This is a genomic window from Methylomonas sp. Uni0011 (assembly GCF_056850255.1).
Map to the genome: position 1 here is coordinate 375,350 of NZ_JBVVNO010000002.1, position 13,487 is coordinate 388,836.

A 13,487-nucleotide genomic window follows, 5' to 3' on the forward strand; every position below is an offset into this window, starting at 1 on the left:
GAGATTTTATATGTGCGGGATAGTGGGTATTTTCGATATTCGGGGATTGAGCGAAATAGACCGCAGTCTGCTGTCGCGCATGAACGAGTCCCAGTTCCATCGCGGCCCGGATGAGGGTGGGTTACATACTGAACCTGGATTAGGATTTGGTCATCGCCGCTTATCGATTATTGATTTGTCCAGTGGGCAGCAACCGATGCACAGCCAGGACGGAAACGTCGTGTTGACGTACAACGGCGAAGTTTATAATTTTCCTGAACTACGTTTGGAACTCGAAGCTTTAGGCTACGGCTTTAGAACTCACTGCGACACCGAGGTGATTTTGTACGCTTGGCAGGCGTGGGGCGAGGCTTGTGTCGAACGCTTGCGCGGCATGTTTGCATTTGCGATTTGGGATAGGCTGAAGCAAACCTTATTCCTGGCTCGTGACCGTCTTGGGGTTAAGCCCTTGTTCTATGCGGAGCTGCCAAACGGACATTTTATTTTTGGTTCTGAACTCAAGGCATTGACGCAGCATCCGTTGTTGCCTAAGGACGTCGATGTCACGGCCATAGAGGACTACTTCGGATTTGGTTACATTCCCGATCCGAAGACCATCTACCGGGGTGTGTACAAGTTGGAGCCCGGTTATTGCTTGACCATCAAGCGGGGCGATGCGGGTTTTCGGCCGAAGCAATATTGGGATGTAACGTTCCAGCCTGTGGGTTCGATTGACCCCGTCCAAGCCGGCGAGGAGCTAATTGCTCGTTTGCGGGAAGCGGTTAAAATTAGGATGGTTGCCGATGTGCCTTTAGGCGCATTTTTATCCGGCGGCGTTGATTCCAGCGGTGTGGTGGCGCTGATGGCAGGTTTGTCCGCTGATCCGGTGAACACCTGTTCGATTTCTTTCGGTGACCCTAAGTTTAACGAGTCTGAATTTGCCGCTAGAGTTGCCGAGCGTTACCACACCGCCCACCGCGTAGAGCAGGTCGATCCAGATGATTTCAGTCTGATCGATCAGCTTTCCGGCTTGTACGATGAACCTTACGCCGACAGTTCCGCGTTGCCCACGTATCGGGTGTGCGAATTGGCCAAGAAGCAGGTTACCGTGGCGCTTTCCGGTGATGGCGGCGACGAGAATCTGGCTGGATATCGCCGCTACCGCTGGCACACCTATGAAGAACGGGTCCGATGCGTATTGCCGGACGCATTGCGCATGCCGTTGTTTTCCGCTCTCGGTAGGGCCTATCCGAAGTTGGATTGGGCGCCGAAAATACTTCGCGCAAAAACGACTTTGGAGGCGATCGGTCGAGATTCTATGGCCGGTTATTTCCATAGCGTTTCGGTGTTGTCGAATGCTATGCGTACCGAATTGTTCAGCGAAAGTTTGCGGCGTGATTTGCAAGGCTATCAGGCGGTTGAGGTGTTCCATCGTTACCGGGATCGGGCTCCGCAGGATTCGTTGTCGATGGTCCAGTATTTAGATCTGAAGACTTATTTGGCTGGTGATATTTTGACCAAAGTCGATCGGGCCAGTATGGCTCACGCGTTGGAAGTACGTGTGCCGTTGCTAGATCATAAACTGGTGGAGTGGATGGCAATTTTGCCGCCTGAATTAAAGTTAAAAGGTCGGGAAGGTAAATATGTTTTCAAGAAAGCTTTGGAGTCATATTTGCCGTACGATATTCTCTATCGACCTAAAATGGGTTTTTCGGTGCCGCTATGCAGTTGGTTTAGAGGTCCTTTGAAACAGCGGGTGCAAGACGCTTTGTTGGGTAGTACGCTGGCGAACACAGGTTGGTTCGATCATAGTTATTTGCAGCATATCGTTAGTCAGCACCAATCAGGTTTGCGCGACTACAGTGCCGCAATTTGGTCTCTATTGATGTTCGAGGCCTTTGCGCGGAATAATCTGACCTGATAGTTAAGAAATACCCCTTGTACAACTGTGCAATAGACACCGGAAAAGTGTTTTGCTAAAGTGTGACGTAATTCAAAGTTAAATCCAGGGTGAGCAGAAATGAGCGATGCAAATAATACGTTGCCCGAACATGGCGAACAATCAACCGGCGGTGCGGCCGTAGACAAAACGCGGCGGACGTTCGCAAAGGCCGGTGTCGCTGTTCCGATCGTCATGACTTTAGCCAACCGTTCGGCATGGGGCGGAGGGAAACGGAGTTGTGGCACGATTTCCGGTTTTCAATCTTACGCCAGCGCTGGGAATGTCGATCCCTCAGGCACAGGAACCTATGTGCCGCCGACTCCAAATCCGCCCAGTTATTACTGTGGAGCAGGCACGGCAACAAATTGGCCGACAAACACCACCATCAAGTGCAGGCCATTCTCCAAGACTCACGAAAGTGGGGCAGCTTTGGAAGGCGGCTATTGTTTGCGTGATAGATTGTTGAGTGACGGTGCGCCATCTACCTCCACAGACTCCACGAAAGGTAAGTGGAGAGCGAGAGACACCTGGGACTCAACCGTTGGAAACAGCACCGTGTCTCAGTACAACACTGTAGGCCAGTTCAAGCATGCTGATGTTAAGTCCTTAGAAAATGCTTCAACTTATATCACCTTGGAATACGCGCGAAGCAATGGAGTGCCTGACGACAGATCGTTGCACGATTGCATTCGAGATTTGAGTGCCGGAAGTTACACTCTGGACAACTGTTTCGCTTGGTTGTTTGTAAATGCCTGCCATGGCAAAAACTTTATAGGCACTACCCCGGCCGATGTCAGAAGATGTTACACAGATTATGATGAGGCGACGGTTATCGGTTTTTGCAAACACCTTATCGGTAATTGTTAGTATTTGGGGGAAGTAATCCCGCCTATGCTAAATGGTGCTACCGTGCTGTGGCGTAGTGTTGGAAATGTGATATGCCATGAGTATGATGACGCATTGCTTGTTTTCCATGAGCCCTCTGGCGAAACCCACCTTATGGCAGGTGTTTCAAAATCTTTCCTTGAATATTGCTGTTCGGGGGCTATATTTAGTCTAGACGATTTGCTGGAGTGGGCTGGTCAAACAAATGGCGATAAAACCGACGTGTGTCAGTCGCGCGATTTGATGCTATCGACTCTCGCAGAAATTTCCAAAATTAACCTTATCGAAACAATTCGTTGCGAGTACGTGAGTTAAGTTTACCTGCTGTTCGCGAGGCGATATCCGGGAGCGGATTGATACTTCAAATCGGTTGTTTCGTATTTTCAATTAAGTCAAGAATTAAGTGTCTGGCGGAAGCTATATCTTCTCTCTATGGAGATTACGAATTAGCGGATGACTCCTTCATTGACTTTCATGTCGACTTAAATGTCGTAAACGATTTAAGCAGACTTTTTTTTCGCAAGAAGGCTGTTTTTCTATCGGACGGCTTCGCACCGTTTGACCCGTTGCCATATCAGCATGCCCCCGCTTTAATAGAGTGGGGTATGAACTGGTGTGTTTCCAGCCAAATCAATACATTTTTGATCATTCACGCCGCTGTGGTCGAGAAACACGGTTACGCAGTGGTAATGCCGGCGCCGCCTGGTTCGGGAAAAAGTACGTTGACGGCTAGTTTGGTACAAGAAGGGTGGCGCTTGCTGTCCGACGAATTAACCTTGGTGGATCTTCAGACCGGTTCCGCGACTCCTTTCCCACGTCCCATTAGTTTAAAGAATGCGTCTATCGATCTAATCCGGTGCCGCTACCCCAAAGCGGTATTCGGCCCATTAAGCTCTGACACGGTCAAAGGTAGCGTTTGCCATGTGCAACCGCCTACTGCCAGCGTCGAAATGCAACACCAATCGAGTCCCATTGGTTGGGTGGTGTTCCCTAAATACCAGCAAGGAGTTGAGGCCGAGCTTCTAAACATTGGTAAAGCCGAGACCGTTATGGAACTGGCGGATAATTCGTTCAACTACAGCATATTGGCCGCAACCGGGTTTAATGTGCTTACTGATATCGTTGACCGAGCCGATTGTTACCGTTTTCGATACAGTCGGCTTGACGATGCAATAGCGGCATTCGAGAACTTGGCCTACTCGAAAAAATGATCGAGTTTCCTCTTATCGTAAAAGTTCTTAACGGCGAGATGTCGGCGCCAGAACTGACGTTGAAACAATGGGAGCTATTGATTCGCCAAGCTCAAGCGTCAATGCTCGCGGGCGTCTTATGTTATCGGTTCGATCCTGACTCGATTCCGAGTAGAGCGTTTCGTCATTTGCAATCGGCGCGGGTTCATACCGATAAGCAAGTCAACGATTTGTTGTGGGAAATTCATCACCTAAAGAAAGTGGCTGCTGAGTTGGGCTTGCCTTTAATCTTGCTTAAGGGTGCCGCCTATGCCGCTTCTGCCTGTCCGGCTGCTAGAGGCCGTTTTTTTTCGGATATCGACTTGTTGGTACCGAAACCGGTCATCGCCGATGCCGAGAAAAAGTTAATGGCCCATGGCTGGGTCAGTAGTTTGCATAATACGTACGATCAGTATTACTACCGGAAATGGATGCACGAAATACCGCCGTTGCGGCATGTATTTCGCGGCAGCGTTATCGATTTGCATCATAATATTCTGCCGCTCACATCCAAAGCCTGTCCTAATGCCAGTTTGCTTATCGAAGCAGCAGTCAATGTAGGCGACAATCCGCAAATTCGTGTGTTGCAAATGCCGGACATGGTAGTCCACAGCGCGGTACATTTGTTTTACGATGGCGAATTGGATCACGGATTGCGCGATTTGGTGGACCTGGACAGTTTGCTTAGAAACAGTTCTGAGGATATTGCTATGCTTGTGGTCGAGCGGGCTTTTGAGTTGGGGCTACAGCGGAGTATTTTTTATGCTTTCCGGTATCTGAATATCATTCTGCAAACACCCATTTCTGTGGAAGTGCAGCAACGAAGCCAACAGGCGGCGCCGGGACGCTTCGGATTACAGATGATGGATTTCTTGTTTCTCAGGGCGCTCATGCCGGCCCACCCGAGTTGCGGCGATCAATGGACTGGGTTAGCCCGATGGCTGTTATATGTAAGGTCCCATTGGCTGAAAATGCCCTGGTATTTGCTGTTTCCGCATTTGTCTAGAAAAGCTTGGTTTAGGCTGATGGGTAAAGAAAAACATTAGTTTGTGATGCTCTCTGGGGGTCGCAGCTAATTGCAAAACAATAATAATTGACATGAAAATTCTGCATATATTGGACCATTCCATCCCATTGCACAGCGGATATACCTTCCGCACCCGGGCCATTTTGGGGCAGCAACGTAAATTGGGCTGGGACACTTATCACGTCACATCGGCCAAGCATCTGGGAAACACCGCAGCGTTCGAAGAGATAGACGGTTTGCAATTTTATCGCTCGGATCAGCCAACAGGCTGGCTGGCTGGGTTGCCGGTCTTAAACCAGTGGGCGATAGTCGAAACTCTGTATCGGCGTCTTACCGAAATAATTCCGCAAATAAAACCGGATGTTCTGCATGCGCATTCGCCAGCCTTAAACGGTCTGGCCGCACTCCGAGCCGCACATAAGTTCCGATTACCGTTAGTCTATGAGTGCAGAGCATTTTGGGAAGATGCAGCGGTGGACCACGGTACGACTCTGGAAGGTAGTTTGCGTTATCGGTTGACCAAGTACTTGGAAACCTTTGTGTTCAAACGGGCGGATGCTGTGACCACGATATGCGAAGGCCTGCGTGGCGATATCGTTCAACGCGGGATAGCGGCAGATAAAATCACCGTCATCCCGAATGCGGTCGATATAGAAAAGTTTAATTACGGCGAACAAGCCGACTCTGAGTTATTAAAGCAATTGGGTTTGACCGGAAAAACCATTTTGGGCTTTATCGGCTCGTTTTACGCCTACGAGGGCCTGTTGTTATTGCTGGACGCCTTGCCTGCAATCGCCCGGCAACGACCGAATGTCCGCTTGCTGTTGGTCGGAGGTGGGCCGCAACAGCCGCAAATTGTCGAAAAAATTGCAAATCTCGGCTTGCAGGAATGGGTCGTCATGCCGGGGCGGGTACCGCACGATCAGGTGCAACAGTATTACAACTTAGTAGACTTGTTGGTTTACCCGAGAATGTCGATGCGATTGACCGATCTGGTTACGCCGCTAAAGCCATTGGAGGCTATGGCGCAAGGTCGGATATTGGTGGCATCGGATGTCGGCGGACACCATGAGTTGATCAAAGATCGCGAAACCGGCTACTTATTTGAGGCGGGCAATGCCGATGCCTTGGCTAATACCATATTGTCTGCGTTGCAGGATCAGGGACACTGGGATGCAATTCGGAGAGCGGGCCGAGCTTACGTGGAACGAGAACGTAACTGGCAGCGAAGCGTCAGTCATTACCAAGCCGTTTACAATGGATTGCTAAGCCAACGCAATGTGTGAACGACAGCCTCGGATCGTTGTTTTTAGTTCGTTATATCCCAGTCGAGTGCGGCCGAACGCCGGCGTATTTATTCGGGAACGCATGTCCAAAGTAGCCGGGCATTGCGCGTTGGTAGTGGTTTCGCCGGTGCCTTGGTTCCCTTTGCAAGGGTTGATTCGGAAACTCCATCCAGGATACAGGCCCCAACCCGATCTAGTAGAAGAACAAAACGGCATCACCGTATATTTTCCGCGTTTTCTGGCGTTGCCGGGAATAGGGCGGGCTCTGGACGGTTTTTTCATGGCAATTTGCAGCTTGCCGGTACTTCTAAAGCTCAAAAACAAGTCGGCGGTCAATTTGATTGACGCCCACTTCGCCTATCCAGACGGCCATGCAGCCTCCTGGCTCGGACTATGGTTGAAATTGCCGGTGACTATTACTTTGCGAGGTACCGAGTTACCGTTGTCTAAAATTCCTGCCCGGAGGAGGCGTATGTTAAGCGCCCTAGCTCGCGCGGCCAGAGTGTTTTCTGTATCGGAGTCTTTGAAAACCCATTTGGTCGGATTGGGTGCCGATACCAACAAAATTCGGGTGATCGGCAACGGCGTGGATACCACAAAATTTTTTCCGATCGATAAAGCCCAAGCCAGAAAAGCATTAAATATTGCCGCCGACGCCCAGGTCTTGATTTCGGTCGGCGGTTTGGTGGATAGAAAAGGCTTTCATCGCGTCCTGGAGATATTGCCCGACTTAAAAAACAATCACTCCCGTTTGTTGTACCTCATTGTTGGCGGAGCAAGTCCGGAAGGCGATATCAGCGCCCGCTTGGTCGCCCAAGTCGAAGCCTTGGGTTTGACGGCCGATGTGCGTTTTCTGGGCGCCATGGCGTCCGATCGTTTGTATCAGGTATTGTCCGCTGCCGATGTATTTGTGTTGGCGACCGCGAACGAGGGCTGGGCCAACGTCTTTCTTGAGGCCATGGCTTGCGGTCTGCCGGTTGTCACGACGGATGTCGGCGGTAACAGGGAAGTGGTCTGCAGCAGTGACCTCGGAATCGTTGTCCGGTTTGGAGACCGGCAAGCGTTGCAGGATGCGGTCGATGTGGCATTAGCTGCGAATTGGAATCGGGAGGCGATTATCGAATATGCGCGACAAAATAGCTGGGACGGTCGCGTCGAAATATTATTGTCTGAATTCAATAATTTGGTGAACGTATGAGTTTTTATACCTCGTTGTGCTCTTCGCTGATATTTCCGCTTCACGAGGTCCTGAAAAAACACTCGACGGTCAGGGTTCGGCGCGATATGGAACGCAGCCAATGGTGGTCTCCGCAGCAAATTAGGCAGGCTCAGCTGAAAACGCTGCGTTTATTCTTGAGCGATGTGCAGGCCCATGTCCCGTATTACCGACAATTGTTTGCCGAGTTGGGTCTCGATGTCACTCAGATAGAGTTATCCGAGTTATCCCGGTTGCCGCTGTTGACTAAAGCGGAAATACGGCAGCATTTGCCTGAAATGTCCGCGGATGACGCAGTGGGATTGGCGCGATTTAATACTGGCGGCTCCAGTGGAGAGCCGTTGATTTTCTATATCGGCAGGCGCCGTGTCAGCCACGATGTCGCCGCCAAATGGCGCGCAACGCGCTGGTGGGGTGTGGATATTGGCGATCCTGAGGCTGTGATCTGGGGTTCGCCAATCGAGTTAGGCGCCCAAGATAAGATTCGTCTGTTACGGGACAAGTTGTTGCGGACGCATTTAATCCCAGCATTCGAAATGTCCGCGGAAAAAGTCGATGGTTTTATCCGTCAGTTGCAGCAGATCAGGCCCAAAATGCTATTCGGTTACCCCTCGGCGTTGGCGCATATCGCCGGTCGCGCCGAACAAACCGGGGTGAGGTTGGATAATTTGGGCGTCAAAGTGGCCTTTGTTACTTCGGAGCGCCTGTACGATCATCAGCGGGAAAAAATCGAAAGCGTATTCGGCTGCCCGGTGGCAAACGGATACGGCGGCCGCGATGCCGGCTTCATCGCCCACCAATGTCCGCACGGCGGCATGCACATTACGGCGGAAGATATCATCGTCGAGATCGTGGACAAAGACGGAAAGCCACTGCCCAATGGAGAATTGGGGGAAATTGTCGTTACCCATCTGGCAACCCGCGACTTTCCTTTCATTCGTTATCGCACTGGCGACATGGGCATATTGTCCGAGAAGATGTGCGGATGTGGACGCGGTTTGCCGTTGCTGGAAGAGCTCCAGGGACGCACCACCGACTTTGTAGTTGCGCTCGACGGGACTGTGCTACACGGTTTGGCCCTGATTTATGTACTTCGTGATCTGGAAGGTGTCGAGGCTTTTAAGATTACCCAAGAAAGTTTGGAAAAAACCACGGTACAAATTGTGAAATCCGCCAGTTATCGGGATGCAGCCGAGCAAAAAATCGTCGCGGAATTTAAAAAGCGTCTCGGCCAAGCGGTTACCGTCAACATTAAATACACCGATTACATTCCCAAAGAGCGTTCCGGCAAATTTCGGTATGTGATCAGTCATGTAAAACCATAATTTTCAACGGCAGCTATGACAAAATTTGCGGGATGGATGGGGCCGGTTTCGGACACGGAATCGGCGGTTGCAACCCTGACACAAACAGCGGGTGAATTGCCGATTGTTCAGTGCGCCGGCCGCGGTTATGCGGTAGCGACTGACTCGGCCAATTACAAGCAAGTGGGCGGCGTGTTGTTGGTGGCGCTGCAATCGGCATATCCCACCGATGCGTTGTCGAGTTTATTGGAGGCATATCTACAGCGCGGAATCGAGGCGCTAAGGCGTCAGCCCGGCATCGTCAACTTATTGCTGATTGATGAGCGGCAACAAACGACGTTTTTAATGACCGATCCGATTGGGATTAGCCACATTTATTACGCGAGGACCAACGACGCATTGGTGTTTGGTTCCAGCGCGGATTTTGTGGTGCGTCACCCGCAGGTGAGCAATGCCATTTCGCCCCAGTCGGTTTTCGACTACCTCTATTTCAACTATTGTCCCAGCCCAAACACCATTTATCGACAGGTCATGAAACTGGAAGGCGGGCAATGCCTCAGTTTTCATGGCGGTAAAGTCGCCATTGATCGGTATTGGCAGCCCGACTTTTTCGAAAACGACTGCGATTTACGCCAGTCCGGCCGTGAGTTGCAACAATATCTGGTCGAAGCTGTCCGCGATAGAGTGGCAGACGACGAAAATACCGGCGCATTCCTGAGTGGCGGGCTGGACAGCTCCAGCGTCGCCGGTGCACTAGCGCGAGTATTTCCCGGCAAGGCCAAGACTTTTTCCATGGGATTTCAAGTCGCCGGGTATGACGAAATCGAATACGCCAATATTGCGGTTGCTGCGTTTAAAACACGTTCCCATACTTATTATGTTACGCCGGAAGATACGGTTGCTGCGGTTCCGGCAATTGCTGCCTACTACGACGAGCCGTTCGGTAACTCGTCGGCGCTTGCGGCCTACTACTGCGCAAAACTGGCAAAAGACAACGGCGTTAACCGGCTATTGGCCGGCGATGGCGGCGACGAAATCTTCGCCGGCAATGAACGCTATGCCAAGCAGATGTTGTTCGAAGGCTATCATCGCCTGCCGCAATTCTTAACCAGCGGAATGGAGTATGTGCTGGATGGTTTGCCGGACGCGATCGCCAGGCAAAAGATTCCATTTAAAGCCAAAAGATATATCGAACAAGCCAAGGCCGCGATGCCTGATCGTTTGCAGGATTACAATTTTTTACATCGCCATGCGGCGGCGGATATTTTTCAAGCGGATTTCCTAACCGAGGTTGATATCTCCGCGCCGATGCAATCCTTGCGCGAAAACTATTGGCGGCCGGCAAATGCCAGCACTCTGAATCGAATGTTGTACATGGATTGGAAATCCACTTTGCACGACAACGATCTGGTTAAGGTCAACCGGATGTGCGAAATGGCCGGTGTCGAAGTCTGTTATCCGCTGCTCGATCCACGCATCGTCGATTTATCCTGCCGCATTCCGTCGACTGATAAGTTGCGCGGTCAAAAACTGCGTTGGTTTTATAAACAAGCGATGGCCGATTTTCTGCCGGAAGCCATCATCAATAAATCGAAACACGGCTTCGGCTTGCCGTTCGGAATTTGGTTGAACGACCACGAGCCATTGAAACAAATGGCTTACCAAACCGTTCGCGATTTGGGGCGCAGGGATTTTTTTCGGCCGGAATTTCTGGAGCATGCGATCAAGATGCATCAAAGTGTTCACGCCGCGTACTACGGCGAATTGATTTGGGTGCTGATGATGTTGGAACTTTGGTTTGTCGGTAAAGGCTATTAATCCAGTTTAAACCGGAGTGGTTGACAAAAAATGTCAGTTTCGGCCAAAAACGGCTTGTCCGTGGAAGCTGACAAATTTAGAGATAGGCGGCGGGGTGGTTCAAAAGCTTGAATCGCGGCTGCAGATTGCGCCATCAGTCACTTGGCACGCAACTTGTATTGTTTAATCCGAGTTTTAACCCCGTTAACTTTGAAGGACGTTCTTATGAATAAACAATTACAAAAAGCACAACAAGGTTTTACCTTGATCGAATTAATGATCGTGGTCGCGATCATCGGTATTTTGGCTGCAATCGCGATTCCGGCGTATCAAGACTATACGGTTAAATCCAAAATCTCAGAAGGTCCAAGCTTGGCTTCACCCGCATTCACAGCGGCTGGTGTGGCTTGTAGTGAACAAACCCTGGGATCAGGAACGAACACAAGTAGTAATTTTAATTTGCCGGATAAGTCTGCTATTAATGGAAAATATGTTAGTTCGGTCGAGTTGACTTCTTCGTCGACCGGCTCCGCGACAGTGACTATTACCTACAGAACGATTGGTCAAGCCGTAACTCCGGGGACTAACAACATATTGGAATACGATGGCGCATGTACCAGCGGTGCAGGAATGAAGTGGACGATTAACAGTGGTTCTACGAATCCAGTCACTCCTAAGTACCAGCCTAAAACCTAATCAAATCAAGCTTTAACGATATGGAAGGGGCTGTAAAGCCCCTTTTGTTTTTCTGTCAATATAATAGAGATATGGTTTTGCTAAGTGGTCTATTTAGATCAAATGTTGTCGCCACCGTAGTACTTTTACTATGTTCGATTTTGTTGATATTGGCTGTATATCTTGCTGGAAAGTCGGGTCCATTTTTGGCGGACGATTATCCTAATATTCTTGACAACCAAGGCGTTGCTATTCATGCTCTAAAAATATCAGAAGTTTCCGCGGCCTGGAGTGGAAGTACCAGCGGACCGTTTAAAAGGCCAATAGCCAGTGTCAGTTTTGCATTAAATTATTATTTTGCCGGACAGAAGTTTGACCCTGTCCCATTTAAATTAACCAATATTGCTATCCACGCAGTCAATAGCTTTTTGGTGTTTTTACTGAGTTGCCGGCTGCTTGGCGCGGCAGCGCCATCTTATCCCGTCCGGAAACTGGCATTTATTTCTGCCTTAATCTGGGCCTTACATCCACTGCAACTTACTTCAGTGCTGTATATCGTGCAGCGTATGAATAGCATGGCGACTCTGTTTATGTTGGCCGGGCTATTAGTGTTTTTGAAAGGTAGATTGCAAGTCGAAAAGCCGTCCGGGATTTTCCTGATGGTGCTTGGCTGCGCGCTAGGTACCGGCTTGGGCTGTTTATCCAAGGAAAATGCATTGTTGTTGCCGCTGTTGATTTTTGTCACCGAAGTCACTTTGTTGTCTAGCATTCCCGCCGCTTCCCGTTTCAAAGTTGGTATTTTCTATTGCACCACTGCAATTTTGCCCATGCTGCTTGCGGTGTTGTATTTGCTGACTCATCCCGACTACCTGCTCGGCGGATATTTAGCCCGGAATTTTACGCTGACAGAAAGATTAATGACTCAAGCCAGAGTATTGTTTTATTACTTGGGGCTACTGTTTTATCCGGACAACACCGAACTCAGTTTGGCGCATGATGATTTTCTGATAAGTAAGGGCTTATTTCGGCCAATCGCAACTCTGCCAGCCATTCTCGGTGTTTTCGGGCTAATCGGATTTGCAATTTATCATTCTTGGCGAGGTAATTTTCGGTTTTTGACTTTTGCCATTCTGTGGTTTTTTGTCGGACATGGTATGGAGTCCACCGTATTCCCGCTGGAATTGATTTACGAACATCGAAACTATTTGCCTAGCATTGGCGTAGTGATTTCGATGGTCGTTCTCTCCTATCATTTTTTAGCCAGCCGTGTCGGCAAAGGCCTATTGAATTTACTCTACGCCGGCATCATCGGCAGTTTGGCGCTGGCGACCTATACCCGCGCTGCGATTTGGTCGAGTTTGGATAGTTTCAGTTATTTTGAAGTACGCAACCATCCCGGCTCGGTCAGGGCCAATAGCGCCTACGCAAACAATCTGGAGCTGAAGCGTGGCCCAAATCCGGAAACCTACCAGTATTACTTGAATGCTTCGAAATTGAACGAGTTCGAGGTTTCGACTCTGATAGAGATGTTCAGGGAGTTGAATAGGTTGGTTTATCTTCATGCTGCCGATAAAGCAGATACTGATGTCGAGTTGCCGGTCCATTATGACGATCCGTTGATACTCGACCGCGGATACATGGAAGCACTCAAGGCCTTGGTGCACCGGGAGATTTTACGTCGAGTGGCTTACCGTTCCCATCCGTTACGAACCATGGATTCAGTGCGCTCCGCGGCTACCTGTGTGGTCAACGGCGATTCCGAATGCAAAACCATTGCCGGCAATGTCTTGGAGTGGGCCGATGCGGCTTTAGTACAGCCTAACTTCACCGACAAAGCCATGATGCATCTGATTAAAGCCAAGGTGTTTTTAACGCAGGGCTTATTTGAACAAACTCATGCCGAAATGGATAAAGCGATCGAATTAGAGCCGAATCGGATGTATTTACATGCGGAAAAAGCCTACCTGTTCATTGCCTTGGAACAATACGATACAGCCGAACAGGTGATTCGGCACGCCGAATCTTTGGGAGTGGCAAACGGTTTTGACGCCAAAGAATTCCAAAAGCTGAGGGAGGCGATCGCTTACAAAAAAGCGATGGTACACAATTAGTGCTCGTGAATTATTCTTCTGCGGTCCCCGGCCGAA

General features: G+C 49.9%; 10 protein-coding genes. All 10 read left to right on the top strand.

The genetic code is table 11. The features are described 5' to 3' along the window. Positions 1–10: 10 nt before the first annotated feature. The 10 genes from AC0IM9_RS04445 to AC0IM9_RS04490 all read left to right on the top strand — a co-directional run bounded on the left by AC0IM9_RS04445 (position 11) and on the right by AC0IM9_RS04490 (position 13,451). Complete coding sequence (locus AC0IM9_RS04445; RefSeq protein WP_482803200.1) at positions 11–1,900, top strand: XrtA/PEP-CTERM system amidotransferase; 1,890 nt, start codon at positions 11–13, stop codon at positions 1,898–1,900. Positions 1,901–1,999: 99 nt separating this feature from the next. Next, positions 2,000–2,788 carry a hypothetical protein gene (locus AC0IM9_RS04450; protein ID WP_482803201.1) on the top strand — a complete coding sequence of 263 codons (789 nt, stop codon included), beginning with the start codon at positions 2,000–2,002 and terminating at the stop codon, positions 2,786–2,788. A gap of 371 nt (positions 2,789–3,159) precedes the next feature. Beyond that, positions 3,160–4,017 carry an HprK-related kinase A gene (locus AC0IM9_RS04455; protein WP_482803202.1) on the top strand — a complete coding sequence of 286 codons (858 nt, stop codon included), beginning with the start codon at positions 3,160–3,162 and terminating at the stop codon, positions 4,015–4,017. 38 nt (positions 4,018–4,055) lie between these two features. Beyond that, positions 4,056–5,081 (top strand): nucleotidyltransferase domain-containing protein, encoded by a 1,026-nt coding sequence (locus tag AC0IM9_RS04460; RefSeq protein WP_482803203.1) that lies wholly within the window; start codon positions 4,056–4,058, stop codon positions 5,079–5,081. Positions 5,082–5,133: 52 nt separating this feature from the next. Continuing rightward, positions 5,134–6,348: a TIGR04063 family PEP-CTERM/XrtA system glycosyltransferase gene (locus AC0IM9_RS04465; protein ID WP_482803204.1), complete on the top strand. Its 1,215-nt coding sequence runs from the start codon at positions 5,134–5,136 to the stop codon at positions 6,346–6,348. A gap of 82 nt (positions 6,349–6,430) precedes the next feature. Continuing rightward, positions 6,431–7,546, top strand: coding sequence for a glycosyltransferase (locus tag AC0IM9_RS04470; RefSeq protein ID WP_482803205.1), 1,116 nt, complete (start codon positions 6,431–6,433; stop codon positions 7,544–7,546). After that, positions 7,543–8,889: a phenylacetate--CoA ligase family protein gene (locus tag AC0IM9_RS04475; RefSeq protein WP_482803206.1), complete on the top strand. Its 1,347-nt coding sequence runs from the start codon at positions 7,543–7,545 to the stop codon at positions 8,887–8,889. The genes AC0IM9_RS04470 and AC0IM9_RS04475 overlap by 4 nt, the downstream gene beginning before the upstream one ends. Positions 8,890–8,985: 96 nt before the next feature. Further along, the gene (locus AC0IM9_RS04480) at positions 8,986–10,686 is read left to right on the top strand and encodes an asparagine synthetase B family protein (RefSeq protein ID WP_482803207.1); all 1,701 of its coding nucleotides are present in this window, start codon (positions 8,986–8,988) and stop codon (positions 10,684–10,686) included. 204 nt (positions 10,687–10,890) lie between these two features. Further along, on the top strand, positions 10,891–11,361 hold the full coding sequence (locus AC0IM9_RS04485) for a pilin (protein WP_482803208.1): 471 nt from the start codon (positions 10,891–10,893) through the stop codon (positions 11,359–11,361). Positions 11,362–11,546: 185 nt separating this feature from the next. Further along, positions 11,547–13,451 (top strand): tetratricopeptide repeat protein, encoded by a 1,905-nt coding sequence (locus tag AC0IM9_RS04490; RefSeq protein WP_482803209.1) that lies wholly within the window; start codon positions 11,547–11,549, stop codon positions 13,449–13,451. The last annotated feature ends 36 nt before the right edge of the window (positions 13,452–13,487 follow it).